This window comes from Mycobacterium sp. NTMscope_MAC_12 (genome assembly GCF_976985675.1).
The window spans coordinates 3788513-3814234 of sequence record NZ_CDRJYY010000001.1 but is presented as its reverse complement, the minus strand read 5'-3'; the positions used below and the strand labels follow the sequence as shown (position 1 = coordinate 3814234).

Here is a 25722-nt window from a genome sequence, read left to right as displayed (position 1 = left end):
TCGCGCCACTAGGCCGCCGCCCGGCAAGATAGGACGTATGCGGATCGGAGTGCTCACCGGAGGCGGCGACTGCCCCGGGCTCAACGCCGTCATCCGGGCGGTGGTGCGTACGTGCGACTCCCGGTACGGCTCCTCGGTGGTCGGATTCCAGGACGGGTGGCGCGGGTTGCTGGAGAACCGGCGCGTCCAGCTGCAGAACGACGACCGCAACGACCGCCTGCTGGCCAAGGGCGGAACGATGCTGGGCACCGCCCGCGTGAATCCCGACAAGCTGCGGGCCGGGCTCAACCAGGTGAAGCAGACTCTCGACGACAACGGGATCGACGTCCTCATCCCGATCGGCGGGGAAGGCACGCTGACGGCCGCGCACTGGCTCTCGGAGGAGAACGTGCCCGTGGTCGGCGTCCCGAAGACAATCGACAACGACATCGATTGCACGGACGTGACTTTCGGCCACGACACCGCGTTGACCGTCGCCACCGAGGCGATCGACCGGTTGCACAGCACCGCCGAGTCCCACCAGCGCGTGATGCTGGTGGAGGTGATGGGCCGGCACGCGGGCTGGATCGCGCTGAACGCGGGCCTGGCTTCCGGCGCGCACATGACGCTGATCCCCGAGCAACCCTTCGATGTCGAAGAGGTCTGCCGGCTCGTCAAACGCCGCTTCCAGCGCGGAGATTCACACTTCATCTGCGTGGTCGCCGAGGGCGCCAAACCGATACCTGGCTCGATTGCGTTGCGGGAGGGCGGAATTGACGAATTCGGCCACGAGAAATTCACCGGTGTGGCCGCGCAGCTGGGCGCCGAGGTGGAGAAGCGCATCAACAAGGACGTCCGGGTGACGGTGCTGGGCCACGTCCAGCGCGGCGGCACCCCGACGGCGTATGACCGGGTGCTGGCCACCCGGTTCGGCGTGAACGCGGCCGACGCGGCGCATGCCGGCGAATACGGCCAGATGGTGTCGCTGCGGGGCCAGGACATCGGCCGGGTGCCGTTGGCCGATGCGGTACGCCAGCTCAAGCTGGTACCCGAGAGCCGCTACGACGACGCCGCCGCTTTCTTCGGTTAGGCCCTCCGGGCGAACAACCGGTGGCGGGGGATCGGCCGCGGCGTGAACGTGCCGGCAAATGGCCTATGTGGTGCGCAATCAGCGCATCTTGGTGGTTTCCGGACCCGTGCATAGCGGCTATACCAGGGTATGAGCAACCGTGGTGCAAGTCGCGGCGACGTTCAGCAATCTATGGGATCGGCGGGACCGCCGGGCCCGCCACACCACGACCCGCGTCCGCCCGGGTGGCGCGCCGGCGCCGGCCCGTCGGACACCACGGTGCCGCAACCCCGCGATCCCGCCCGCCGTCGCCCGGGACCGCCGCCCCACCCGGGGCCGATGCTGGGCGAGACGGCGCTGGACCGCTTCGACCACCCCGATACCGACGCCAGGCTCAACTGGCGAGGGCTGATCCACAAGGTCACCGGGATCGATCTCGGACCCGGCAAAAACACCGCCTACGAAAACGAGCTGCGGGATCGCATCCGCGCGACCGTGGGGGGCGCCTTCCCGATCGCCGTCCTCAACCTCAAAGGCGGGGTCGGCAAGACCGCCGTGGTCGAGGGCCTCGGCTCGACCTTCGCCGCGGTGCGCAACGACCGGGTGCTCGCCCTCGACATCGACGCGGGCGACCTGGCGGAACGCCACGGCCGTCACAACCCGCACAGCATGGCCGACCTGCTCCGCGGCGGCCCGGCAACCCGCTACGAGGACATCCGGGCGCTGACCTATATGAACGGTTTCGGGCTGGAAGTGCTCGGATTGCCGGACTACGCGCGCACCGACTGGCGCCTGGAGCGCCGTGACGTCCTGCGGGTGTTCTCGATGCTGCGAAATCAGTATTCGGTGGTGCTCGTCGATTGCGTGAAGTCGCTCAATTCCACTGTGATGGAGGCGGTTCTGCCGGAGTCGCGGGCCCTCGTGGTGGTCACGAGCACCTCCATCGATGCGATACGCAAGACCCAGACGACCCTGGAGTGGCTGTGCCACAACGGGTATCAACGACTGATGACGTCGACCGTGCTCGCGGTCAATCACCTCGAGCCTGCCAAGGTGGAAGGCGTGGCCGTCACGGAACTCGACCGACTGTCCGCGCGCGTCGCCGCCACGGTGGTGCTGCCGTTCGACCGGCACGTGCACGAGGGCAGGAAGATCGCGCTGGACCGAATGAGCAAGGAGAGCCGGCGCAGCTACCTCGAGATGGCCGCCGTGCTGGCCGGGATGTTCCCGGGCAGGGGAGGGGAGCACGACCGCCACCACCATTAGGATCGAGCGCATGAGTGTTGCCGCCAGCGCCGACCTGATGGAGTACGACGACGTCATCGCGCGTTTCGACCCCGTCCTGGGCCTCGAGGTGCACGTCGAGCTGTCCACCGTCACCAAGATGTTCTGCGGCTGCACCACCGCGTTCGGCGCCGAGCCCAACACCCAGGTGTGCCCGGTGTGCCTCGGGCTGCCCGGCTCGCTGCCGGTGCTCAACCAGACCGCGGTGGAGTCGGCCATCCGGATCGGGCTGGCGCTCAATTGCGAGATCGTGCCCTGGTGCCGCTTCGCCCGGAAGAACTACTTCTACCCGGACATGCCGAAGAACTACCAGATTTCGCAGTACGACGAGCCCATCGCCATCAACGGCTACCTCGAGGCCCCGCTGGAAGACGGCAGCACCTGGCGGGTGGAGATCGAGCGCGCGCACATGGAGGAAGACACCGGCAAGCTCACCCACATCGGCAGCGAGACCGGTCGCATTCACGGCGCGACGACGTCGCTGATCGACTACAACCGCGCCGGGGTGCCACTGATCGAGATCGTCACCAAGCCCATCGTCGGGGCCGGGGACCGGGCGCCGCAGATCGCCCGGGCCTACGTGACGGCGTTGCGGGACCTGTTGCGCGCCTTGGACGTATCCGATGTCCGGATGGATCAGGGTTCGATGCGCTGTGACGCCAACGTGTCGCTGAAGCCGACCGGTCAGGCCGAGTTCGGTACCCGCACCGAAACCAAGAACGTCAACTCGCTCAAAAGCGTCGAGGTGGCCGTGCGCTACGAGATGCAGCGTCAGGCCGCGGTTCTGGCCTCGGGCGGCCAGATCACCCAGGAAACCCGGCACTTTCACGAGTCGGGCTACACCAGCCCGGGCCGCGTCAAGGAGACCGCCGAGGACTACCGCTACTTCCCCGAGCCCGACCTGGAGCCCGTGGCGCCCAGCCGCGAACTGGTCGAGCGGCTACGGCAGACCATCCCCGAGCTACCGTGGTTGAGCCGCAAGCGAATTCAGGAAGAGTGGGGAATCTCCGACGAGGTGATGCGCGACCTGGTCAACGCCGGCGCGATCGAACTCGTCACTGCCACCATCGAACACGGCGCATCCAGCGAGCAGGCGCGCGCCTGGTGGGGAAACTTCTTGATGCAGAAGGCCAATGAGGCCAACGTCGCGCTCGACGAGCTAGCCATCACGCCCGCGCAGGTCGCCGCGGTGGTGGCTTTGGTCGACGAGGGCAAGCTGTCCACCAAACTGGCGCGCCAGGTCGTCGAGGGTGTGCTGGCCGGGGAGGGCGAGCCCGAGGAAGTGATGACCGCCCGCGGCCTGGCGCTGGTGCGTGACGACTCGGTCACCCAGGCCGCCGTCGACGAGGCGCTGGCCGCCAATCCCGATGTGGCGGAGAAGATCCGGGGCGGAAAGGTGGCCGCGGCGGGCGCGATCGTCGGGGCGGTGATGAAGGCCACCCGCGGGCAGGCCGACGCCGCCCGGGTGCGCGAACTTGTCCTGGCGGCCTGCGGCCAGGGCTAGCCCCACCACCTCGCGAAAGTGCGGTTGTCGACGGCGCTTCTCGCAAATGCGTCGCCAGTTGCACTTTCGCGAAAATGGGCTGGCCCGCGCTACGTCTTGTCGTCGTTGTTGCGGGGGAAGCCACCGCCCTGCGGGAAGAGCGGGAACACCACGTCGTCCAGCTTCTCGGCGTCGCCCGCCGTCTTGTTTACGGTTGCGCCCCAGACGTTTCCATCGGGTGACATGCGTAGCGCCCACGCGTGCGCGTGGGTGTCTTTGCGGACGACGTCGGGTTCACCGGTGACCGCACCCGTGGTCGGAGCCAGCCGGACCGCCACCGTCAGTTTGGTGTTGATCAGGTTGACCAGCACCGTGCCGTCCATCGCCGCGCATCCGGCCACGCCGGGTTTGTCCGGCCAGGTCCACACCGTGGAGACGTCCGACGTTTTGGTGATGCGCTGCAACCGATCTGCGGTCGGCGTGCGGTCGGCGACATACAGCGAGCCGTCCACCGGGTCGATGCACAAGCCGCCGCCCGAACCCACGCCGGACAGCGCCGTGGTCGGCGGCGCCTGACCGATGGTGGTCGGCTGCTCGATGCGCAGCACCTTGCCGGCCAGCGAATTGGGGTCGGCGGCCATCGCCGGGTTACCGGCGTCGCCGGTCAGCACGACCAGCGTGGTGGGACTGGTGAAGATCAACGCCCCGGCGTTGCCGGTGGCGCCCTTGGGGATTCCGGTCAGGATGTCCTTCGGGATGTCGCCGTCGGCGATCCGGATGACCCGGTTGTCGGTCGGAGTGCTGACGTAGGCGTACATCAGGCGGTCTTGGGTGTAGGTGGGTGAGAGCACGATGTCCATCAGCCCGCCATCCCCGGACGGGTCGACGGGAATGACCATCTTCACCTTCGGCTCGGCGCTGACCGAGATCTCCTTGACCGCGCCGGTGGTGCGCTCGGCGACCAGCGCGGTTTTGCTGTCGGGCCCCATGATCAGGCCGCTGGTGCTCTCCAGGCAGCCCTGCATGACGCCCGGCGCCGGGCAGGCCTTCGGGAACGGGGTGGGCGGCAGCGGCGGCGGCGGGGGAGGCGTCGAGCTGGGCTGCGGCTTCAATTCCGGGGCGGTGGTGAACGGTTGTGATTGCGCGTCGTTGAAGCGCGCGCACCCGCTCGTCACCAGCACGAGGGCACACAGCGCGGCGAGCCCGCGCCGAACCGACCGCCCCGATCGCCCTAGTCGCATGACCGTCAGGCTACGGACATCGCCTGCGCCGCCGCCACACACGTCCCGCTTGCCCGCCGCCGAAAACTCGATCGGGTCCCACTTTCCGGCCGTCGCCGCCGGGCGTCGAATCGTGCCGTCGGGGCCCTCCAGACCGGCTCGGGGGCCAATTTCGGACCGATCCGGGCGTATTTGGCGGTCAAACCGCCGATTGCCTGGCGAAAGCGCCGCTCAAATCCCCAATTCGGGGGCCATCTGCCCTTACCCTGACTCCCGTGACCAGTCAACCGAATGACGCAGATTGGCAGCGGCCCGGCGAATCCCCGGAGCCGACCCCGGGACGCCCCGCCTCGGCGCGTCTGGTCGACCCCGAAGATGATCTGACGCCGGTCGGCTACCCCGGCGACTTCAACCCGTCAACGGGGACCACCACCGTCATCCCCTACGGCGCCGCCGCGGCGATGGCCGGGTCCGGGGCCGGGGGTTACAACCTGCTGGAACACCAGGAGCCGCTGCCGTATGTCCAGCCGCATTCGGCCGCCCGGCACGCGGCGCCCGACTCCGTGGAGATCGACGAGGACGAGCACGACGACCGGTTGCACGACGTCGGCCGGCGCGGAACCCAGCACCTCGGTTTGCTGGTGTTGCGGGTCGGGCTGGGAGTGGTGCTCGGCGCCCACGGTCTGCAGAAGCTGTTCGGCTGGTGGGGCGGCTCGGGAGTGACCGGCTTCAGGAACTCACTGTCCGACGTCGGCTACCAGCACGCCGACATCCTCGCCTACGTGAGCGCCGGCGGCGAGCTGGTGGCCGGTGTGCTGCTGGTGCTGGGCCTGTTCACGCCGCTGGCCGCGGCCGGCGCGCTGGCATTTTTGATCAACGGTCTGTTGGCCACCGTCTCGGCGCGGCCGCACACCCACACCTTCTCGTTCTTCCTGCCCGAGGGGCACGAATACCAGCTCACCCTCATCGCCATGGCCGCCGCGGTCATCTTGTGCGGACCCGGCCGCTACGGTCTCGACGCGCGCCGGGGCTGGGCCCATCGGCCGTTCATCGGGTCCTTCGTCGCGCTGCTGGCCGGCGTCGCCGCCGGTATCGGCGTGTGGGTGGCGCTCAATGGCGTGAACCCGATCGGCTGAACCGGGCCGCCCTCACCGATAGGGGTTGGGAACCCGTCCCGAGCTGGCCGCGGTCAGCTCCGGCAGCGTCGAGAAGGTGACCGCCGGCAATCGCAGCTCGGCGCCGCTCTTGAGGCGGGCGCGTGCCCACGAACCGCGGTAGAAACGCAGTCCGTCGATGTCGTCCCAGTTCACGGTCTTGCTGCCCAGCAGCGTCCGGACGGTGACGCCGCGGTCGTCGGCGACGGTCCGTAGCCGGACGATCATCGCCGACAGCACCACCGGAACGAGCAGCAGCAGCGCGGACGGCGGCCACAGCATCACCGGGATCAGCAACCCCAGGGCCAAGAATCCGACGGCCAGATGCGCGATGGGCGACACCTTGATCACGAGAGGTGTTCGGGAAGACGGACCGGTAGCCACCCGACCATCATTTCACCCGGGGCGCCCGGACGATCCCGCGAGCGCTCCCGCGGCGGCGCCGCGCCCAACCCGGCTGGTGACGGTGACGGATTTGACTGCTGAGCTGTGCGAAGACTACCGTCGAGCGCTATGGATACCGCCGGAAAGCCCGGGATGCTCGTAGTAATTAGGCGCGTTGGTGCCTGACTTGCCCGTCAGCATTTGAAGCAATCCAGCACCAACGCGCAACCCTCGTGCAGCAGATGAGCTGTCGGGGGTTTTTTGTTGCCCCCGCGAGATTCCCAGAGTGAATAAGGACTGAAAGCCAGTGAGCGCTCCCACCAGGCGGCCCGCCCCCGACACACCGGGCGCCGCCGACATCGCCACCGACGCGGTGAAGCCCGCCGCGAAGTCTGCGAACGGCAAGCCGAAACGCATTGGGCCCGAGCAACTTACCGGCGCGCAGTCGGTGATCCGTTCGCTGGAGGAACTCGACGTCGAGGTCATCTTCGGCATTCCCGGCGGCGCCGTGCTGCCGGTCTATGACCCGCTGTTCGACTCGAAGAAGCTGCGTCACGTGCTGGTCCGCCACGAGCAGGGTGCCGGTCACGCCGCCAGCGGCTACGCGCACGCCACCGGCAAGGTCGGCGTCTGCATGGCGACGTCCGGCCCTGGGGCCACCAACCTGGTCACCGCGCTGGCCGACGCCCAGATGGACTCGATCCCCGTGGTCGCCGTCACCGGCCAGGTCGGGCGCACGCTGATCGGCACCGACGCCTTCCAGGAAGCCGACATCTCGGGCATCACGATGCCGATCACCAAGCACAACTTCCTGGTCCGTTCCGGCAACGAGATCCCGCAGGTGCTCGCCGAGGCCTTCCACATCGCCTCGTCGGGCCGCCCCGGCGCGGTGCTCGTCGACATCCCCAAGGACGTGCTGCAGGGCCAATGCACGTTCAGCTGGCCGCCGCGCATCGACCTGCCCGGATATAAGCCGAACACCAAACCGCACAACCGGCAGATCCGGGAGGCCGCCAAGCTGATCGCGGCCGCCCGCAAACCGGTGCTGTACGTGGGTGGGGGCGTCATCCGGGGGGACGCGACCGAGCAGCTGCGCGAGCTGGCCGAGCTGACCGGCATCCCCGTGGTGACCACGCTGATGGCGCGCGGCGCGTTCCCGGACAGCCACCGTCAGCACATGGGCATGCCCGGCATGCACGGCACCGTCGCCGCGGTGGCCGCGCTGCAGCGCAGCGACCTGCTGATCGCGCTGGGGACCCGCTTCGATGACCGGGTGACCGGGAAGCTGGACACCTTCGCGCCCGACGCCAAGGTCATCCACGCCGACATCGACCCGGCCGAGATCGGCAAGAACCGCCATGCCGACGTGCCGATCGTCGGCGACGTCAAGGCCGTCATCGCCGAGCTGCTCGAGCAGCTGCGCCACGACGGGGTGCCCGGCAAGATCGACATGACCGAGTGGTGGGCCTACCTCGACGGGGTTCGGTCCACGTACCCGCTCAGCTACGGGCCGCAGAGCGACGGCAGCCTCGGCCCGGAATACGTCATCGAGAAGCTGGGCCAGATCGCCGGTCCGGACGCCATTTACGTCGCCGGCGTCGGGCAGCACCAGATGTGGGCGGCGCAATTCATCTCGTATGAGAAACCGCGCACCTGGCTCAACTCCGGCGGTCTGGGCACCATGGGGTTCGCCATCCCGGCCGCCATGGGCGCCAAGATGGCCCGCCCGGACGCGGAGGTGTGGGCGATCGACGGCGACGGCTGTTTCCAGATGACCAATCAGGAATTGGCCACCTGCGCAATCGAAGGCGTGCCGATCAAGGTGGCGCTGATCAACAACGGCAACCTGGGCATGGTCCGCCAGTGGCAGACGCTGTTCTACGAAGAGCGTTACTCGCAAACGGATCTGGCCACGCATTCGCACCGCATCCCGGACTTCGTGAAGCTGGCGGAGGCGCTGGGTTGCGTCGGGTTGCGTTGCGAGCGTGAGGAAGACGTCGCCGACGTGATCAACGCGGCGCGTGCGATCAACGACCGCCCGGTGGTGATCGACTTCATCGTCGGAGCGGACGCGCAGGTGTGGCCGATGGTGGCCGCCGGCACCAGCAATGACGAGATTCAAGCGGCCCGGGGGATCCGCCCGCTGTTCGACGACGAGAGTGAAGGACACGCCTGATGAGTCCGCAGACGCACACTCTCTCGGTGCTGGTCGAAGACAAACCCGGTGTGCTCGCCCGCGTGGCCGCGCTGTTCTCGCGGCGCGGCTTCAACATCGAGTCGCTGGCTGTCGGCGCGACCGAGCAGAAGGACATGTCCCGGATGACGATCGTGGTCTCCGCCGAGGAGACCCCGCTCGAGCAGATCACCAAGCAGCTCAACAAGCTGATCAATGTCATCAAGATCGTCGAGCTGGACGACGGCAACTCGGTGTCGCGGGAATTGGCGATGATCAAGGTGCGCGCCGACGCCGGTACCCGCAGTCAGGTGATCGAAGCGGTGAACCTGTTCCGCGCCAAGGTGATTGACGTATCAACGGAGGCGCTGACGATCGAGGCGACGGGCGACCGCGGCAAGATCGAGGCGCTGCTGCGGATCCTGGAACCGTTCGGTATCCGTGAAATCGTCCAATCGGGAGTGGTGTCGTTGTCTCGCGGTCCCCGCGGAATCGGCACGGCCAAGTAACACACAAGGAGATATTCAACAGTGGCACTAGAAATGTTCTACGACGACGATGCGGACCTGACCATCATCCAGGGTCGCAAGGTCGGGGTCATCGGATACGGCAGCCAGGGGCACGCGCACTCGTTGAGCCTGCGCGACTCCGGCGTGCAGGTGAAGGTGGGCCTGAAGGAGGGTTCGAAGTCCCGCGCCAAGGTTTCCGAGCAGGGCCTGGACGTCGACACCCCCGCCGAGGTCGCCAAGTGGGCCGACGTGATCATGCTGCTGGCGCCCGACACCGCGCAGGCCGACATCTTCAAGAACGACATCGAGCCGAACCTGAAGCCCGGTGACGCTTTGTTTTTCGGTCACGGCCTCAACATCCACTTCGACCTGATCAAGCCGCCGGCCGACGTCACCATCGCGATGGTCGCGCCCAAGGGCCCCGGGCATCTGGTGCGCCGGCAGTTCGTCGACGGCAAGGGCGTGCCCTGCCTGATCGCGGTCGACCAGGACCCGTCCGGCAACGGTGAGGCGCTCGCCCTGTCCTACGCCAAGGCCATCGGCGGCACCCGCGCCGGCGTCATCAAGACCACCTTCAAGGACGAGACCGAAACCGACCTGTTCGGTGAGCAAGCCGTCTTGTGCGGTGGCACAGAGGAATTGGTGAAGACCGGTTTCGACGTGATGGTCGAGGCGGGCTACCCGCCGGAGATGGCGTACTTCGAGGTGCTGCACGAGCTCAAGCTGATCGTCGACCTGATGTACGAGGGCGGCATCGCCCGGATGAACTACTCGGTGTCCGACACCGCGGAGTTCGGCGGGTATCTGTCGGGGCCGCGCGTCATCGACGCCGGCACCAAGGACCGCATGCGGGAGATCCTGCGCGACATCCAGAACGGTGACTTCGTCAAGAAGCTGGTCGCCAACGTCGAGGGCGGCAACAAGCAACTCGAGCAGCTGCGCAAGGAGAACGCCGAGCACCCCATCGAGGTCACCGGCAAGAAGCTGCGCGACCTGATGAGCTGGGTGGACCGGCCGATCACCGAGACGGCTTAGCTTTTCGGCGCCGAGCGTGCACTCGGGGCGAGTTTTCGATTTTTTCGCCGTGAGTGCACGTTCGGCGGGCTAAGAGGCGAGGCGGCTCAGGACGAGGTGAGGCGGTCCGCCGTTTCGACCACTCGGCGGGCCAGGTGCTCGAGGGCCTTGTCAGTGGGCTCGTCGAATTCGGTGATGTTGTCGTGGGTGGTGACCAGGCTGACCCCATACGGATTGCCGTCGACGAACTTGCACGGATCCGTGTAGCCCGGGGGCACGATGATGCCGCCGAAATGCATCAGCGTGACAGCGAGAGCAGGGTGGTTTCCTGACCGCCGTGCACGGTGTTGGACGACGTGAAGCCCGCGTACACCTTGTCGGCGAGCTTGCGTTGCGCCCACAGCCCGCCCAGCGAGTCGAGGAACGCGCGCAGTTGCGCTGCCGGAGAGCCGAATCGCGTCGGTGAACCGAAAATCACCGCGTCGGCCCAGACGATGTCATCGCCGGTGGCCGCCGGAAGGTCCTTGGTGGCTTCGTAGTTCGCCGTCCAGGCCGGGTTGTGGGCGAACGAGGCGGGGTCCTGGGTTTCGGCGACGTGGCGCAGGCGGACTTCGGCCCCGGCCGATTCGGCCGCCGCGGCGACGCGCTGCGCCATCGTGGTGCCGTGGCCGGTGGCCGAGTAATAGATGATCGCGAGTTTGGTCACGGGGCCAGCTTAGGCATGCCGATCCCGAATTCGCGGCGCAACAGGGTGCGCGCGGCGTAGTAGCCGGCCATGCCGTGGACGCCGCCGCCCGGCGGTGTGGCCGCCGAACACAGGTACACCTTGGGAATGGGTGTGCGCCAAGGGTTTAGCCGCGGTGTCGGGCCCGCGATCGCCCGCCAGGCCGAATTGCCGCCCATCCCGATGTCGCCGCCGACATAGTTGGCGTTGTGGTCGCACAGCCGCGCGGCGGGCACCGCGCGTGCGGCCACCACGACGTCGCGGAAGCCGGGCGCGAACCGCTCGACCACCGCGGTCACGGCTTCGGTCGGGTCGACGGTGGACCGCGACGGCACGTGGGCATAGCTCCAGAACGGGCGGCGTCCGGCGGCGTCGATGCGGCCGGGGTCGGCGATGTGCGGGGAGGCGGCCAGCACCATCGGCCATTGCGCGTGGCGGCCCGCGGCGATGTCGGCCTCGGCGCGGGCCATCTGTGTTCGCGTGCCGCCGAGATGCAGGGTGGGGGCCTGCCGTAGCCGCGGGTCCGCCCAGGGGATCTCGTCGCTCAGCACGAAGTCGACCTTGGCGACCCCGGGGCCAAATGTGTAGCGCCGCAACGCCTTGGCGTAGCGCGTCGGGAGCGTGTCGCCGTAGATCCGCAGCAGCGCGGTCGGCGCCGTGTCGAAGGCGACGACTCCGCCAGGCGGAGATGTGACCTCCGTGCCGGCGGTCAGTTCGCCGCCGTGGGCGCGCAGGTCGGCGATCAGCGCGTCGGTGATCGCCTGGCTGCCGCCCGCCGGGATCGGCCAGCCCACCGAATGCGCGAGGGTTGCCAGCATCATCCCGGCGCCGGCCGCCGTCAACGACGGCATCCGCGAAATGATATGGGCGGCAACGCCGGTGAACAGGGCGCGGGCGTCTTCGCCGGCCAGCGACCCCCATGCGGGGGTGCCTTGGGCCAGCATCCGCAGCCCGAGCCGCCACGCGGACGGCACCGAGTTCGGCACCGACCGTTTGTCGCCCAGCAGCAGGGCCACCACGTCGTCGGAGCGCTCGACCAAGGGGCCGAGTAGGCGCCGGAAGGACGCGCCGCGGTCCAATTCGGCGCAGGTGCGGTCCAGGTCGCGGTACGCGATGGCGGCCGGGCGGCCCGGCAGCGGGTTGGCGTAGGAAATCTCGGGCACCGCCAATTGCACGCCGCGCGCGGGCAGGTCGAACTCTTTGAAGAACGGCGATGCCAGCGCCAACGGGTGCACCGCCGAGCAGATGTCGTGCAAGACTCCCGCAGAATCCGGGTCGGCCGCGGTGCGCGCACCCCCGCCAAACGTCGGTTGAGCTTCGACGACCTGCACTTTCAGGCCTGCCCGGGCGCAGATTACGGCGGCGGTCAACCCGTTGGGTCCGCTGCCGACGATGGTGATGTCCACCCGTCAATTACAGCCGATAGGCTGGCCGGGTGAATCTGCCTGTTGTACTCATTGCCGACAAGCTCGCTGAATCAACCGTCGCGGCCCTGGGCGACCAGGTCGAGGTGCGCTGGGTCGACGGGCCCGATCGGGAGAAGCTGCTGGCGGCCGTGCCGGAGGCCGACGCGCTGCTGGTGCGCTCGGCCACCACCGTCGACGCCGAGGTGCTGGCGGCGGCCCCCAAGCTGAAGATCGTCGCCCGCGCCGGGGTTGGCCTGGACAACGTTGACGTGGATGCCGCCACCGAGCGCGGTGTCCTGGTGGTCAACGCGCCGACGTCGAACATTCACAGCGCCGCCGAGCATGCGCTGGCGCTGCTGCTGTCCGCGGCCCGCGAGATCCCGGCGGCCGACGCTTCGCTGCGCGAGCGCGCCTGGAAGCGGTCGTCGTTCTCGGGCACCGAGATTTTCGGCAAGACGGTCGGCGTCGTCGGGCTGGGCAGGATCGGGCAGCTGGTTGCCCAGCGGCTCAGCGCCTTCGGCACCCACCTGATCGCCTATGACCCCTACGTGTCGCCGGCCCGCGCGGCGCAGCTGGGCATCGAGCTGTTGACGCTGGACGAACTGCTGGCCCGCGCCGACTTCATCTCGGTGCACCTGCCGAAGACGCCCGAAACGGCCGGGCTGATCGGCAAGGACGCGCTGGCGAAAACCAAGCCGGGCGTCATCATCGTCAACGCCGCCCGCGGTGGCCTGGTCGACGAGGGGGCGCTGGCCGACGCGGTGCGCAGTGGCCACGTGCGCGCGGCCGGCCTCGACGTTTTCTCCAAAGAGCCGTGCACCGACAGCCCGCTGTTCGAGCTGCCGCAGGTGGTGGTCACGCCGCATCTCGGGGCGTCCACCGAGGAGGCCCAGGACCGGGCCGGTACCGATGTCGCAGCGAGCGTGAAGCTCGCGCTGGCCGGGGAATTCGTTCCCGACGCCGTCAACGTCGGCGGCGGGGTGGTCAACGAAGAGGTGGCGCCGTGGCTGGATCTGGTGCGCAAGCTCGGCGTGCTGGCCGCCACGCTGTCTGACGGCCCGCCGGTGTCGTTGTCGGTGCAGGTGCGCGGTGAGCTCGCTTCCGAAGACGTTGAGGTGCTGAAGCTTTCGGCTCTGCGCGGGTTGTTCTCGGCCGTCGTCGAGGGTCCGGTGACGTTCGTCAACGCGCCGGGGCTGGCCGAAGAGCGCGGCGTCACCGCCGAGATCGGCACGGCCTCGGAAAGCCCGAACCACCGCAGCGTGGTCGACGTGCGCGCGGTCGCGCACGACGGCAGCGCGGTCAACGTCGCCGGCACGCTGTCCGGGCCGCAGCTGGTGGAGAAGATCGTGCAGATCAACGGCCGCAACTTCGACCTGCGCGCCCGCGGCATCAATCTGGTGATCAACTACGTCGACCAGCCCGGCGCGCTGGGCAAGATCGGCACCCTGCTGGGCTCGGCCGGGGTGAATATCCAGGCCGCGCAACTCTCCGAGGACGCCGGGGGCCCGGGGGCGACGATCCTGCTGCGCCTGGACCGAGACGTGCCCGGCGACGTGCGGTCGGAAATCGGTGCGGCCGTCGGCGCGAACAAGCTTGAGGTGGTTGATCTTTCATGAGACTCGCGGTGATCGAGGGCGACGGTATCGGGCCGGAGGTCGTGTCCGAGGCCATCAAAGTCCTGGACGCGGTGCTGCCCGGGGTGGAGAAGACCAGCTACGACCTGGGTGCGCGCCGTTACCACGCCACCGGCGAGCTGCTGCCGGACTCGGCGGTCGACGAGCTGCGCGCGCATGACGCCATCCTGCTCGGCGCCATCGGTGACCCGTCGGTGCCCAGCGGTGTGCTGGAGCGAGGTTTGTTGCTGCGCTTACGTTTCGAGCTGGACCATCACATCAACTTGCGGCCCGGGCGGCTGTATCCGGGAGTGAACAGCCCGCTGGCCGGCAACCCCGAGATCGACTTCGTGGTGGTGCGCGAGGGGACCGAAGGTCCCTACACCGGCACCGGCGGCGCCATCCGCGTCGGAACGCCCAACGAGGTCGCCACCGAGGTCAGCCAGAACACCGCATTCGGTGTGCGACGCGTGGTCGCCGACGCGTTCGAGCGCGCTCAGCGGCGCCGAAAGCACTTGACACTGGTGCACAAAACCAACGTGCTGACCTTCGCCGGCAGGTTGTGGTCGCGCATCGTGGCCGAGGTCGGCCAGGACTATCCCGACGTCGAGGTGGCCTATCAGCACATCGACGCGGCCACCATCTTCATGGTCACCGACCCCGGTCGCTTCGACGTGATCGTCACCGACAACCTGTTCGGCGACATCATCACCGACCTGTCGGCGGCGGTATGTGGCGGAATTGGCTTGGCCGCCAGCGGAAATATCGACGCCACCCGGACCAACCCCTCGATGTTCGAGCCCGTCCACGGCAGCGCGCCGGATATCGCCGGGCAGGGCATCGCCGATCCGACCGCGGCGATCATGTCGGTGGCGTTGCTGCTCGCCCATCTCGGCGAGGACGAGGCCGCCGCCCGGGTGGACCGGGCCGTCGAGCGGCACCTGGCAACGCGCGGGAGCGAACGGCTCTCCACCCGCGAGGTCGGCGAACGGATTGCCGCCGGGCTTTAATCGCGGGCGGCCGCGCGCGAGCGCGCCTCCGACGGCACCAACGGCAAGGCCAACACCGGAAACAGCGCGCACACCGCGAACGCCAGCGGGTACCCCGTCGCGTCGATCACCTCGCCGAATACCGGCGGCCCGACCGCCGCGGTGAGCCGCTGGGTGGTGTTCTGCGCGCCCATGGCGCGCCCGCTCCAAAAGCGCCCGGCCACTTCCGGAATGGCGGTGAACGCCAATCCATTGTCCAGCACGGTGATCACCGACGCGGCGACCATCAGCGTCACCGCCACCACCGAGTGCGCGTGATCGGCGATCGCCAGCAATATCATCACCACAGCGGCGGTCACCGCGATGATGCGGATCGGGCGCATTCGCGATCCCAGGCGGTCCGACCATCTACCGACGGCGATGCGACCCAGCGCGCTCAGCAGCTGCGAGAAACTCACCAAGATGCCGGCCGTCGCGATCGACCAGTGCTGGCTCTTCATCAACCAGACCAGCATGAACGTCAGGACCACGGTCTGCGGCACCATGAGCAGCGCCGACGCGAAGTGAATGCGCCACAGCACGGCGCTGCCGCGGTACGGGCTGGCCAATTCAGCCTTGTCGGCGGCCGACCGTTCGGGGCGTGCGGGATCGCGCACCCACACGGCGCACAGCACCGCGGACACCGCGCACACGGCCGCCGGGAACAACAGCGCAACCGAGATGCTGCGCTCGCCGAGCTCGGGAAGTACCAAGGCGGCCAACGCGATTCCCAACGGCTGCGCGGTCTGTCGAATCCCCATCGCCAGGCCGCGCTGCTGCGGGGGGAACCACCCCGTCACCAGCCGGCCGCTGGCGGTGTTGGCGCTCGCCGCGGCCATGCCACCACCGAACAGGGCCACCCCTTCCGTCAGCATGGATTCCGGCACGGCCGCCGCGGCAAGCGCCGCCGCCGCGGTGAGGGCCAAGCCCGCCGTGAGCACGATCCGCTCGCCGACGATGTCGAGGACGTAGCCCCAGGCGATCAGCGTGACCACCATGCCGAAGCTGGGCATGGCGGAGAGCAGCGCCGCTTCGGCCAGATTGATGCCGCGTACGTCGTTGAGGGCGGGGATCAGGAAGGCGATGCCGTTGATGAAGACCGTCGCGCTCAACGTCGCGATCAGTCCCGTCCCCAGCATCACCCATCGTCGCGTCGATGTCGTGTGCACCTATTGATAGTTCTCACCGGATCGTTGCGGCAAACGTCGCTCCGGCTTATCCGGCACTACGTGGGAACGCACCGTCCGCCACCAACGAACGCGACGAACGGTCTGCCGCCGGGCTCTGGTCTCCAAACCGGGCGGGAGCAACCGCGTCGGTACCAGGGGCACCGCCGCCAGTGGGAACAACGCGCACAACATCCATGCCGGTGGATATTTCGCGGCCGAGATCAACGCGCCGAACAGCGGGGGGCCGGCCGCCGCCATCATGCGCTGGGTGGTGTTCTGGATGCCCAGCGCGCGCCCGCTCCAGTAGGGCCCGGCGAATTCGGTGATGGCAGTGGCCTCCAGCCCGTTGTCGAGCACCGAGATCACCGCGATGACCACCATGAGCCCGGCCTGCCACCGCGAATTCATGTAGTCGGCCCACGCCAGCAGGAGAAGCGTCAGCACGGCGACCGCCGCGATGTAGCGGACGGGCCGCATCCGTGAGCCGACTCGATCGGACAAGCGGCCCACGGCGACCCGGCCGAGCGCGCCCAGCAGCTGTGACAGGGTGACCAACCCGCCTGCGGCCGCAACCGACCAGTGCAGGTTCCTGATCAGCCACACCAGCATGAACGTCACCGTCACCGTTTGGGGTATCATCATCAGGCCCGCCACCGCGTGAATCCGCCACAGCGTCAACGACCTTCGATACGGGCTGGCGAGTTCTTGATGGCTTGCGCTCGCGCGCGGTTTCCGCGGCGGGTCGACGATTCCGACCACGCTCGCTATCGCCCCTACCGCGCACGCCAGGGCGGCGAATCTGAGGCCGTGCTGCGCTCCCCGTTCGGCGAGTTCGGGAATTACCATCGCGCCCAACGCGATTCCCAAGGGTTGCGCGGTCTGGCGGATACCCATCGCCAGGCCGCGCTGGTGTGGCGGAAACCAGGCGGACACCAGCCGGCCGCCCGCCGTGTTGCAACTGGCGGCGGCCATGCCGCCGAGAAACAGATACACGGAAATCAGCACCATCGAATGCGCCGACGCCGCGGCGTAGGCCGCCGCCGCGGTCAGCGCCGACCCAGTGGCCATCACCACCCGTTCGCCCACCCGGTCCAGCGCATAACCCCACAGCAACAGCGTCACCACCATGCCCCAGCTGGGCATCGAGGCCAGCAGAGCGGCTTCGTCCAGCCGGATTCCGCCCGAGGCCCGCAGCGACGGGATCAAAAACGCGACGCCGTTGATGAAGAGGAATGAACTCGCCGTCGCCAGCAGCGAAACGATCATGATCGACCAGCGCGCGCCCGCGCCGATTTCGCGCGTAGCGGTCGAGTCGGTCTGCATTCCCCATGCTTGCATACCGCTTGGAAATTTCGCCGCAGGACGTTGCCGTTGCTGGTCATTGCCTGCCCCGCCACGCCCGGCTGCGCCGCGCTCGCGACCCTCACTAGGTGGGATTGTCTGGCTCCTCCTCGGGCCGTCCCGGCCCGAATCGTCGCCCGACTCGGCCCGACGGTGACGGCCCGCCACGCCCGGCTACGCCGCGCTCGCGACCGTCACTAGGCTCAACTGAATGCGCCTTGGTCGAATCGCCAGCCCGGACGGTGTCGCCTTCGTCAGCATCGAAGGCGAACTCGACGACCCAGCCGAGATGATCGCCCGCGAGATCGCCGAGCACCCCTTCGGCACGCCGAACTTCACCGGCCGATCATGGCCGCTGGCCGACGTCCGGCTGCTCGCCCCGATACTCGCCAGCAAGGTGGTCTGCGTCGGCAAGAACTACGCCGACCACATCGCCGAGATGAAAGAGATGACCGGACCCGCGCCGGCCGAGCCGGTGATCTTCCTCAAGCCGAGCACCGCCATCATCGGGCCCAACGTGCCGATTCGCTTGCCGGCCAACGCATCACCGGTGCACTTCGAGGGCGAGCTGGCGGTGGTCATCGGCCGGCCCTGCAAGGACGTCTCGGCCGCCCAGGCCGCGGAGAACATCCTTGGCTACACCATCGGCAACGACGTGTCGGCGCGCGATCAACAAAAAGCCGACGGCCAATGGACGAGGGCCAAAGGCCACGACACCTTCTGCCCGGTCGGGCCGTGGATCGTCACCGACCTCAAGCCGCTGGACCCGGGCGATCTCGAATTGCGCACCGAGGTCAACGGTGAGGTCAAGCAGCACAGCCGCACGTCGCTGCTGATCCATGACATCGGCGCGATCGTCGAGTGGATTTCGGCGGTGATGACATTGCTACCCGGCGATCTCATCCTCACCGGCACCCCGGCGGGCGTCGGCCCCATCGAGGACGGCGACACCGTCTCCATCACCATCGAGGGCATCGGCACCCTCACCAATCCCGTGCTCCGCAAAGGAAAATCGTGACTGCACCCGCGAACGTACGCGTCCGATTCTGCCCGTCGCCCACCGGCACCCCGCACGTCGGGATGGTCCGCACGGCGCTGTTCAACTGGGCCTACGCCCGACACACCGGGGGCACCTTCGTCTTTCGCATCGAGGACACCGACGCCCAACGCGACAGTGAGGAAAGCTATCTGGCACTGCTGGACGCGCTGCGCTGGCTCGGCCTGGACTGGGACGAGGGACCCGAGGTGGGCGGTCCCTACGGCCCGTACCGCCAATCGCTGCGCAGCGAGATCTATCGCGACGTGGTGGCCAAGCTGGTCGAAGCGGGGGAGGCGTACTACGCCTTCTCGACGCCGGAGGAGGTCGAGGCGCGCCACATCGCCGCGGGCCGTAATCCCAAGCTCGGTTACGACAATTTCGACCGGCAGCTCACCGATTCGCAGCGCGCGGCGTTCCTCGCGGAGGGGCGCCAGCCGGTGGTGCGGCTGCGGATGCCCGACGACGACCTCGGCTGGGACGACCTGGTGCGCGGCACCACCACCTTCGCGGCCGGGTCCGTGCCCGACTTCGCGCTGACCCGCGCCAACGGAGATCCGTTGTACACCTTGGTCAATCCCTGTGACGACGCGCTGATGAAGATCACCCATGTGCTGCGCGGCGAGGACCTGCTGCCGTCGACACCGCGCCAGCTCGCGCTGTATCAGGCGCTGATCCGGATCGGCGTCGCCGAGCGCACGCCGCAGTTCGCGCACCTGCCAACGGTATTGGGGGAGGGCACCAAAAAGCTGTCCAAGCGCGACCCGCAGTCGAATCTGTTCGCCCACCGCGACCGCGGCTTCATCCCCGAAGGGCTGCTCAATTACCTGGCGTTGCTGGGCTGGGCCATCGCCGACGACCACGATGTGTTCAGTCTCGATGAGATGGTGGCCGCGTTCGACGTGGTCAACGTCAACTCCAATCCGGCCCGCTTCGACCAGAAGAAGGCCGACGCGCTCAACGCCGAGCACATCCGGATGCTGACCGTCGAGGACTTCACCGCCAGGCTGCGCGATTACTTCGGCGTCCACGGTCATCGCCTCGAGCTCGACGACGCCGCCTTCGCCACGGCCGCCGAATTGGTGCAGACCCGGATCGTGGTGCTCGGTGACGCCTGGGACCTGTTGAAGTTCCTCAACGACGACGAGTACGCGATCGACCCCAAGGCCGCCGCCAAGGAGCTGGGTCCGGACGCGGCCGCGGTGCTCGATGCGGCGCTGGCCGCGCTGCACGACGTCGCGGACTGGACGACGCCCCAGATCGAGGCCGCCCTCAAAACCGCGCTCATCGACGAGCTGGGCCTCAAACCGCGCAAGGCGTTTGGCCCGATCCGCGTGGGCGCCACCGGGACGACGATCAGCCCGCCGTTGTTCGAGTCGCTGGAGCTGCTCGGCCGGGACCGCAGCGTGCAGCGGCTGGGCGCCGCGCGCGCGACGACCGGTTAGGACAGACCCAGACCACGCGTGCGGACTGGCCCGCGAGACTTTGGTAGTCTGCACTGCGGTTTACCAAAGCCGACAACGACTGGCAGCGGCGGTCCCCAAAGAGCTTGTACAGGCCCGCAATCGACGCTGACCAGCAGTTTTAGGCAGCCAATGGGGTATGGTGTAATTGGCAACACAGCTGATTCTGGTTCAGCCATTCTAGGTTCGAGTCCTGGTACCCCAGCAAAATTCTCGCCACCTCAAGCGATTAGGTGGGCTTAGCGCGGTGAGCTATGCTGACTGCTCGGATCGTTTCTGGCCCCGTCGTCTAGCGGCCTAGGACGCCGCCCTCTCACGGCGGTAGCGTGGGTTCGAATCCCATCGGGGCTACAAATTAAAGCCGCAGTTACTGGTCGGTCCCCAGTGCGGCCGGCGCGGTCGATCCGCCCACCGGCATGTGCGCCAAACCGAGTTTGCGGTGATCCCACGAACGAGCGCGTCGGGCCACAATGCGAACACAGACCCGCTTGTTCATCATCTGCTCGACGAACGGCTTCATGTCGTCGGTGTAGGGGCCGGTATAGCGTTCCCAGACGCTGACCCCCACCCGGTGCGCGACGTCGGGATCGTCCACGATCTCCGCAACCCCTTCGAAGGACACCCCGCGAAGCGTGTCGTAGGTGTGGCCGTCCTCGATCAGGAAGCTCACCCGCGGGTCCCGCTTGAGGTTGATGGCCTTCTGAGACTTCGCCTTGGTCTCCAGCCAGATCTCGCCGTCGACCACGGCGTACCACATGGCGGTCAGATGCGGCTGGCCGTCGGGGCCGATGGTTGCCAGCGTTCCGGTGCGGCTCTTGACGACGAAGTCGGCGATCTCGTCTTCCGACATGACGATGCTCGCGCGCTGATTGGTTCCCATGCCGGTCAGTCTGTCAGGCCCGCTGCGTCTGCTCGCGGGAGGACTCGGGGAACTACAGCCGGCGGGCCATCGCGTCGGCCGCGGACAGCAGCTCGGCGGCCCAACGCGCGCCCGGACGCCTGCCGATCCGGTCGATGGGGCCCGACACCGAGATGGCGGCGACGACGGCGCCGCGGCCGTCGCGCACCGGCGCGGACACACTGGCCACCCCCGGCTCGCGCTCGGCCACGCTTTGGGCCCAGCCACGCCGCCGCACTTCGGCCAGCGTTCGTTCGGTGAACTTCGCCGTCGTCAGTACCGCTTTCTGGGTGGCCGCGTCGCTGTGGGCCAGCAGCACTTTGGCGCCCGACCCCGCCGTCATGGGCAGTCGCGCCCCGACCGGAACCGTATCGCGAAGGCCCGCAGCGGGTTCCAGGGCGGCCACACAGACCCGGTCGGTGCCCTCACGTCGGTACAGCTGCACGCTTTCGCCGGTGGTCTCGCGCAACAGCGGCAGCACCGCGCTGCTGGCGGCCAGCAGCGGATCGTTGACGTGAGCGGCGAGTTCGGTGACGGCCGGGCCGAGCCGCCAGCGCCCCTCCTCGTCGCGCGCCAGCAGGCGATGCACTTCGAGGGCCGCCGCCAGCCGATAGGCCGTGGCCCGGGGCAGCGCGGTGCGCTCACACAGTTCGGCTAATCCGCAGGGGGATTGGGCGACGGTGTGCAGGACACCCACGGCTTTGTCCAGGACGCCGATACCGCTATGCTGTCTCACAGGAAGATACTAGCGTCTCGCATTCTGAGATCACAGCCTGAATGATCAGCGAGCCGCGGATGAAGCGAATTGAGGCGAGCTCGATATGGGGATCGACACAGGGGCGGCGACCAAACCGCGCACACTGGCCGAAAAAGTCTGGGACGACCATGTTGTGGTCTCCGGGAGCGCCTCGGGGCAGGCGGCGGCGCCCGACCTGATCTACATCGATCTGCATCTGGTGCACGAGGTCACCAGCCCGCAGGCTTTCGACGGCCTGCGCCTGGCCGGCCGCCCGGTGCGGCGCCCCGATCTGACGCTGGCCACCGAGGATCACAACGTTCCGACCGTCGACATCGACAAGCCGATCGCCGACCCGGTGTCACGCACGCAGGTCGAGACATTACGGCGAAATTGTGCCGAATTCGGTGTGCGGCTATATCCAATGGGCAATCTCGAGCAGGGCATCGTGCACGTCGTCGGGCCGCAGCTGGGCCTCACCCAGCCGGGCATGACGATCGTCTGTGGGGACAGTCACACCTCGACGCACGGCGCATTCGGCGCGCTGGCCATGGGAATTGGCACCTCGGAGGTCGAGCACGTGCTTGCGACTCAGACCTTGCCGCTGCGCCCGTTCAAGACGATGGCGGTCAATGTCGACGGGAAATTGCCGCCGGGCGTGACGTCCAAGGACATCATCCTGGCGCTGATCGCCAAGATCGGCACCGGCGGCGGGCAGGGGCATGTCATCGAATACCGCGGCAGCGCCATCGAATCGCTGTCGATGGAAGGCCGGATGACCGTCTGCAACATGAGCATCGAAGCCGGCGCCCGGGCGGGGATGGTGGCTCCCGACGACACCACCTACGAGTTCCTGCGGGACCGCCCGCACGCCCCGAAAGGCGCGCAATGGGATGCGGCCATGCGTTATTGGCAGCAACTGCGCACCGACCCGGGCGCCGAATTCGACACCGAGGTGTATCTCGATGCCGAGTCGCTGAGCCCGTTCGTGACGTGGGGCACAAATCCCGGCCAGGGTGTGCCGCTGTCCGCCGCCGTCCCCGATCCCGAGCTGATGACCGACGACGGCGAGCGCCAGGCGGCTGAGAAAGCGTTGGCATACATGGACCTTCGACCGGGTACACCGATGCGTGACGTCGCCGTCGATGCGGTGTTCGTGGGCTCTTGTACCAACGGTCGTATCGAAGATCTGCGGGTCGTGGCCGACATCCTGCGCGGGCGCAAGGTCGCGCCGGGGGTGCGGATGCTCGTCGTCCCGGGGTCGATGCGGGTGCGCGCGCAGGCCGAAGCCGAAGGGCTGGGCGAGGTTTTCACCGCCGCCGGTGCCGAATGGCGGCAGGCGGGCTGCTCGATGTGCCTGGGAATGAATCCCGACCAGTTGGCGCCGGGCGAGCGGTGCGCGGCGACGTCCAACCGCAACTTCGAAGGGCGCCAGGGTAAAGGCGGCCGCACGCATTTGGTGTCTCCGGCCGTTGCCGCGGCGACAGCGGTTCGCGGCACATTGTCTGCTCCGGCCGATTTGAGCTGACGAATTCGACGTCTGAAGGGATGAGCATGGAAGCTTTTCACACCCACACCGGTATCGGTGTGCCGCTGCGGCGCTCCAACGTCGACACCGATCAGATCATTCCGGCGGTGTATTTGAAGCGTGTCACCCGAACCGGTTTCGAGGACGGGCTGTTCGCGAGCTGGCGGTCGGATCCGTCATTCGTGCTCAACCTCAGCCCCTTTGACCGGGGCTCAGTCCTCGTCGCAGGACCCGATTTCGGGACGGGCTCGTCGCGCGAGCATGCGGTGTGGGCGCTGATGGACTACGGGTTCCGAGTAGTCATCTCGTCTCGGTTCGGTGACATTTTCCGGGGCAACGCCGGCAAGGCGGGGCTCTTGGCGGCCGAAGTTTCCCAAGACGGGGTGGAGCTCCTCTGGAAGCTGATCGAGCAGAGCCCCGGCTTGGAAATCACTGCCAATCTTCAAGATCGAAATATCACCGCGGGAACGACGGTGCTGCCGTTCAAGATTGACGACCACACCGCGTGGCGACTACTCGAAGGCCTCGACGATATAGCCCTTACGCTGCGGAAACTCGACGAAATCGAGTCTTTCGAGGCGGCCTATCCGGACTGGAAACCGCGCACTCTGTCCACTTCCTGAACGGTCGGACCCAGCCGAATTTCTGCTCGATCGGCTAACTAAACCGGGCCGATTTCAAGATCCCCCACCGGTCAAGGGCGGCAACCGGATTGCGAAAACGCCGTACGCCTTGCCGTGAAATTGCGCGTGGCTCTTGGAAATTTGCTGGGTGAGGGTTTACCGTGTCCACTAGTCGGTTCAAATCGAGGACCACTAGTGTCGGAGGGATTGATGAATAAGGCAGAGCTCATTGATGTGCTCACACAGAAATTGAACACGGACCGTCGGCAGGCGACCGCTGCGGTCGAGAACGTTGTCGACACCATTGTGCGTGCGGTACACAAGGGCGACAGCGTCACGATTACCGGGTTCGGTGTGTTCGAACAGCGGCGCCGCGCAGCGCGCGTGGCCCGCAACCCGCGTACCGGTGAGACGGTGAAGGTGAAGCCGACGTCCGTCCCCGCGTTCCGTCCCGGTGCCCAATTCAAAGCGGTTGTGTCTGGCGCACAGCGTCTCCCGTCGGAAGGCCCGGCCGTCAAGCGCGGCGTGGTAGGTGGCACGGGCGCGGCCAAGAAGACTGCGGCCAAGAAGGCTCCGGCGAAGAAGGCCGCGGCCAAGAAGGCTCCCGCCAAGAAGACTGCGGCCAAGAAGGCTCCCGCCAAGAAGGCCGCAGTGAAGAAGGCTCCGGCCAAGAAGGCCGCAGTGAAGAAGGCTCCGGCCCGCAAGGCCGCGACCAAGGCTCCGGCCAAGAAGACTGCGGCAAAGAAGGCTCCGGCCCGCAAGGCCGCGACCAAGGCTCCGGCCAAGAAGGCCGCGAGCAAGTCGACGGCCCGCAAGGCTCCCGCCAAGAAGACGACCGCGCGTCGCGGCCGCCGGTAGGCAGAGCACGTTCTAGACACGAATACCCTTCGGCGGCACCGGTGCCCCGGAGGGTATTCGTGTGCTAGCGGCGGGCCGCCGCCAGCACGCTAGGCCCGCACGTTGGCGGCCAGCGCACCGCCGATGTGGTCGGCGGTCACCAGCCGGCCCCCGGACAATGACAGCACCCAGGTGCTGCCTTTGTGGTTGCGCGATTTGTCCGGCCGCACTCCATCCCGAGCACACCACCACGCGATCAGGTCCGGAATCACCTTGCCCTGCGTGCAGACAACCGGTGTGCCGTGCTCGTGGGCGATATCCAGCATCCGGTGGCGGCTGCGTTTGGCGTTCTTGGCGTAGGCCTCTTCGGTGAGGGTCGGCTCGTTGTGCACGGCCGAGCCGAGAGACTCGGCGAGTGGCTCCACGGTCTGGTGGCAGCGGACCCGGTCGGCCGCATACACCCGCGAGGCACCGAAGGCCAGCAGTTGCGGAACCAGCGCCTTGGCCTGCGCACGCCCCCGTTTGTCCAGCGGCCGCTTGGTGTCATCGCCCGAAAAGCGCGATTTGCGCCCCGCGGTGGCGTGCCGGACCACCAGCACGGTGTGGGTATCCGCCGGCTTTTTGTTGAAGTGGCGCAACACTTTTCGGTCTTGCGCATAGTCGAGTTTCTGCATGGCCTCGGCCGCCGGCAACCAGAGCAACCGGTCGACCTCGTCGCCGGGAACGAATTCGCCGCCGACGGCGCGCGCCGACCAGTAGAAGACTTTTTTGACGCCCGCCTCGATGGGGTAGCTCACAGTGTTGAGCCGCCTGCCGAGGACCGCGTGCTGTCCGGTCTCCTCGTGCACCTCCCGCACCGCCGCCGCGGGCGCCGTCTCGCCGGGGTCCACCTTGCCTTTGGGCAGTGACCAATCGTCGTAGCGGGGGCGGTGGATGACAGCGATCTCGACATCGTGGCCGGCATCGCCCGGTCGCCACAGCACCGCGCCGGCGGCAGGGACGATTCGGCTTGCGGAGCGCCGAGCGTTGGACGAGTTCGGGGGCGGCACCT

Annotated in this window: 22 protein-coding genes, 2 tRNA genes and 1 pseudogene; 16 read left to right on the top strand and 9 right to left on the bottom strand. The window is 67.8% G+C overall.

Annotated features, from left to right (window positions below):
- Window positions 1-37 precede the first annotated feature (37 nt).
- The 3 genes from AC0KS4_RS17485 to gatB all read left to right on the top strand — a co-directional run bounded on the left by AC0KS4_RS17485 (window position 38) and on the right by gatB (window position 3836).
- Entirely contained in the window at window positions 38-1069 is a 1032-nt protein-coding gene (locus tag AC0KS4_RS17485) for an ATP-dependent 6-phosphofructokinase (protein ID WP_225330382.1), read from the top strand.
- Window positions 1070-1387: 318 nt separating this feature from the next.
- Window positions 1388-2314, top strand: a complete 927-nt coding sequence (locus AC0KS4_RS17480; RefSeq protein WP_308193083.1) for a MinD/ParA family ATP-binding protein — start codon at window positions 1388-1390, stop codon at window positions 2312-2314.
- Window positions 2315-2324: 10 nt separating this feature from the next.
- Window positions 2325-3836 (top strand): Asp-tRNA(Asn)/Glu-tRNA(Gln) amidotransferase subunit GatB, encoded by a 1512-nt coding sequence (gatB, locus tag AC0KS4_RS17475; RefSeq protein ID WP_238956526.1) that lies wholly within the window; start codon window positions 2325-2327, stop codon window positions 3834-3836.
- A gap of 89 nt (window positions 3837-3925) precedes the next feature.
- Here the strand turns inward: gatB and AC0KS4_RS17470 are convergent, their stop codons facing one another.
- Window positions 3926-5056 (bottom strand): PQQ-dependent sugar dehydrogenase, encoded by a 1131-nt coding sequence (locus AC0KS4_RS17470; protein ID WP_225329129.1) that lies wholly within the window; start codon window positions 5054-5056, stop codon window positions 3926-3928.
- Window positions 5057-5310: 254 nt separating this feature from the next.
- Between AC0KS4_RS17470 and AC0KS4_RS17465 the strand changes: the two genes are divergently transcribed.
- Window positions 5311-6171 carry a DoxX family protein gene (locus tag AC0KS4_RS17465; protein WP_238956525.1) on the top strand — a complete coding sequence of 287 codons (861 nt, stop codon included), beginning with the start codon at window positions 5311-5313 and terminating at the stop codon, window positions 6169-6171.
- 12 nt (window positions 6172-6183) lie between these two features.
- Here AC0KS4_RS17465 and AC0KS4_RS17460 read toward each other — a convergent pair whose 3' ends face one another.
- Window positions 6184-6540, bottom strand: coding sequence for a PH domain-containing protein (locus AC0KS4_RS17460; RefSeq protein WP_238957346.1), 357 nt, complete (start codon window positions 6538-6540; stop codon window positions 6184-6186).
- A gap of 406 nt (window positions 6541-6946) precedes the next feature.
- On the opposite strand from AC0KS4_RS17460, the gene AC0KS4_RS17455 reads away from it, so the two are divergent.
- Genes AC0KS4_RS17455 through ilvC form a run of 3 tightly spaced genes read left to right on the top strand, consistent with a single transcriptional unit; the run spans window position 6947 to window position 10290 of the window.
- Window positions 6947-8749 (top strand): acetolactate synthase large subunit, encoded by a 1803-nt coding sequence (locus tag AC0KS4_RS17455; RefSeq protein WP_225329133.1) that lies wholly within the window; start codon window positions 6947-6949, stop codon window positions 8747-8749.
- Window positions 8749-9255: an acetolactate synthase small subunit gene (gene ilvN / locus AC0KS4_RS17450; RefSeq protein WP_225329127.1), complete on the top strand. Its 507-nt coding sequence runs from the start codon at window positions 8749-8751 to the stop codon at window positions 9253-9255. Before AC0KS4_RS17455 ends, ilvN begins: the two co-directional genes overlap by 1 nt.
- 33 nt (window positions 9256-9288) lie before the next feature.
- The gene (gene ilvC / locus AC0KS4_RS17445) at window positions 9289-10290 is read left to right on the top strand and encodes a ketol-acid reductoisomerase (protein WP_225329132.1); all 1002 of its coding nucleotides are present in this window, start codon (window positions 9289-9291) and stop codon (window positions 10288-10290) included.
- Window positions 10291-10376: 86 nt separating this feature from the next.
- On the opposite strand, the pseudogene wrbA reads toward ilvC, so the two are convergent.
- Window positions 10377-10975, bottom strand: a pseudogene (gene wrbA / locus AC0KS4_RS17440) (NAD(P)H:quinone oxidoreductase).
- Window positions 10972-12399 carry a phytoene desaturase family protein gene (locus AC0KS4_RS17435; protein WP_238956524.1) on the bottom strand — a complete coding sequence of 476 codons (1428 nt, stop codon included), beginning with the start codon at window positions 12397-12399 and terminating at the stop codon, window positions 10972-10974. Before AC0KS4_RS17435 ends, wrbA begins: the two are co-directional and overlap by 4 nt.
- A 29-nt stretch (window positions 12400-12428) precedes the next feature.
- Between AC0KS4_RS17435 and serA the strand changes: the two genes are divergently transcribed.
- Both serA and AC0KS4_RS17425 read left to right on the top strand, forming a co-directional pair.
- Entirely contained in the window at window positions 12429-14015 is a 1587-nt protein-coding gene (gene serA, locus AC0KS4_RS17430; RefSeq protein ID WP_238956523.1) for a phosphoglycerate dehydrogenase, read from the top strand.
- Window positions 14012-15022: a 3-isopropylmalate dehydrogenase gene (locus tag AC0KS4_RS17425; RefSeq protein WP_225329123.1), complete on the top strand. Its 1011-nt coding sequence runs from the start codon at window positions 14012-14014 to the stop codon at window positions 15020-15022. The genes serA and AC0KS4_RS17425 overlap by 4 nt, the downstream gene beginning before the upstream one ends.
- On the opposite strand, the gene AC0KS4_RS17420 is transcribed toward AC0KS4_RS17425, so the two are convergent.
- Complete coding sequence (locus AC0KS4_RS17420; RefSeq protein WP_225329122.1) at window positions 15019-16209, bottom strand: MFS transporter; 1191 nt, start codon at window positions 16207-16209, stop codon at window positions 15019-15021. The two genes, AC0KS4_RS17425 and AC0KS4_RS17420, sit on opposite strands and share 4 nt — an antisense overlap.
- Window positions 16210-17532 (bottom strand): MFS transporter, encoded by a 1323-nt coding sequence (locus AC0KS4_RS17415; RefSeq protein ID WP_238956522.1) that lies wholly within the window; start codon window positions 17530-17532, stop codon window positions 16210-16212.
- A 229-nt stretch (window positions 17533-17761) separates the two neighbouring features.
- On the opposite strand from AC0KS4_RS17415, the gene AC0KS4_RS17410 reads away from it, so the two are divergent.
- From AC0KS4_RS17410 to AC0KS4_RS17395, 4 genes are all read left to right on the top strand, one after another.
- Window positions 17762-18568, top strand: a complete 807-nt coding sequence (locus tag AC0KS4_RS17410) for a fumarylacetoacetate hydrolase family protein (protein ID WP_225329121.1) — start codon at window positions 17762-17764, stop codon at window positions 18566-18568.
- A complete protein-coding gene (gene gltX, locus AC0KS4_RS17405; RefSeq protein ID WP_238956521.1) occupies window positions 18565-20031 on the top strand; it encodes a glutamate--tRNA ligase in 1467 nt (488 codons plus the stop codon). The genes AC0KS4_RS17410 and gltX overlap by 4 nt, the downstream gene beginning before the upstream one ends.
- 151 nt (window positions 20032-20182) lie before the next feature.
- A tRNA-Gln gene (locus AC0KS4_RS17400) sits at window positions 20183-20254 on the top strand.
- A 73-nt stretch (window positions 20255-20327) separates the two neighbouring features.
- A tRNA-Glu gene (locus AC0KS4_RS17395) sits at window positions 20328-20400 on the top strand.
- A 16-nt stretch (window positions 20401-20416) separates the two neighbouring features.
- Here AC0KS4_RS17395 and AC0KS4_RS17390 read toward each other — a convergent pair.
- Entirely contained in the window at window positions 20417-20929 is a 513-nt protein-coding gene (locus tag AC0KS4_RS17390; RefSeq protein WP_225329119.1) for a pyridoxamine 5'-phosphate oxidase family protein, read from the bottom strand.
- Window positions 20930-20981: 52 nt separating this feature from the next.
- A complete protein-coding gene (locus AC0KS4_RS17385) occupies window positions 20982-21683 on the bottom strand; it encodes an IclR family transcriptional regulator (protein ID WP_225329118.1) in 702 nt (233 codons plus the stop codon).
- Between the two features lie 85 nt (window positions 21684-21768).
- Between AC0KS4_RS17385 and leuC the strand changes: the two genes are divergently transcribed.
- The 3 genes from leuC to AC0KS4_RS17370 all read left to right on the top strand — a co-directional run bounded on the left by leuC (window position 21769) and on the right by AC0KS4_RS17370 (window position 24692).
- Window positions 21769-23211, top strand: coding sequence for a 3-isopropylmalate dehydratase large subunit (gene leuC, locus AC0KS4_RS17380; protein WP_225329117.1), 1443 nt, complete (start codon window positions 21769-21771; stop codon window positions 23209-23211).
- Window positions 23212-23237: 26 nt separating this feature from the next.
- The gene (gene leuD, locus AC0KS4_RS17375) at window positions 23238-23834 is read left to right on the top strand and encodes a 3-isopropylmalate dehydratase small subunit (protein WP_008259008.1); all 597 of its coding nucleotides are present in this window, start codon (window positions 23238-23240) and stop codon (window positions 23832-23834) included.
- Between the two features lie 210 nt (window positions 23835-24044).
- On the top strand, window positions 24045-24692 hold the full coding sequence (locus AC0KS4_RS17370) for an HU family DNA-binding protein (RefSeq protein ID WP_225329130.1): 648 nt from the start codon (window positions 24045-24047) through the stop codon (window positions 24690-24692).
- A gap of 89 nt (window positions 24693-24781) precedes the next feature.
- Here the strand turns inward: AC0KS4_RS17370 and mutT1 are convergent, their stop codons facing one another.
- Entirely contained in the window at window positions 24782-25720 is a 939-nt protein-coding gene (gene mutT1 / locus AC0KS4_RS17365) for an 8-oxo-(d)GTP phosphatase MutT1 (RefSeq protein ID WP_238956520.1), read from the bottom strand.
- Window positions 25721-25722 lie beyond the last annotated feature (2 nt).

Bases quoted from the DNA above. Each gene is read 5' to 3' on its own strand.
- AC0KS4_RS17485 (WP_225330382.1), top strand. From the start codon at position 38: ATGCGGATCGGAGTGCTCACCGGAGGCGGCGACTGCCCCGGGCTCAAC.
- AC0KS4_RS17480 (WP_308193083.1), top strand. From the start codon at position 1,388: ATGCTGGGCGAGACGGCGCTGGACCGCTTCGACCACCCCGATACCGAC.
- gatB (WP_238956526.1), top strand. From the start codon at position 2,325: ATGAGTGTTGCCGCCAGCGCCGACCTGATGGAGTACGACGACGTCATC.
- AC0KS4_RS17470 (WP_225329129.1), bottom strand. From the start codon at position 5,056: ATGCGACTAGGGCGATCGGGGCGGTCGGTTCGGCGCGGGCTCGCCGCG.
- ilvN (WP_225329127.1), top strand. From the start codon at position 8,749: ATGAGTCCGCAGACGCACACTCTCTCGGTGCTGGTCGAAGACAAACCC.
- ilvC (WP_225329132.1), top strand. From the start codon at position 9,289: ATGTTCTACGACGACGATGCGGACCTGACCATCATCCAGGGTCGCAAG.
- AC0KS4_RS17425 (WP_225329123.1), top strand. From the start codon at position 14,012: ATGAGACTCGCGGTGATCGAGGGCGACGGTATCGGGCCGGAGGTCGTG.
- AC0KS4_RS17415 (WP_238956522.1), bottom strand. From the start codon at position 17,532: ATGCAGACCGACTCGACCGCTACGCGCGAAATCGGCGCGGGCGCGCGC.
- AC0KS4_RS17410 (WP_225329121.1), top strand. From the start codon at position 17,762: ATGCGCCTTGGTCGAATCGCCAGCCCGGACGGTGTCGCCTTCGTCAGC.
- AC0KS4_RS17390 (WP_225329119.1), bottom strand. From the start codon at position 20,929: ATGGGAACCAATCAGCGCGCGAGCATCGTCATGTCGGAAGACGAGATC.
- leuC (WP_225329117.1), top strand. From the start codon at position 21,769: ATGGGGATCGACACAGGGGCGGCGACCAAACCGCGCACACTGGCCGAA.
- leuD (WP_008259008.1), top strand. From the start codon at position 23,238: ATGGAAGCTTTTCACACCCACACCGGTATCGGTGTGCCGCTGCGGCGC.
- AC0KS4_RS17370 (WP_225329130.1), top strand. From the start codon at position 24,045: ATGAATAAGGCAGAGCTCATTGATGTGCTCACACAGAAATTGAACACG.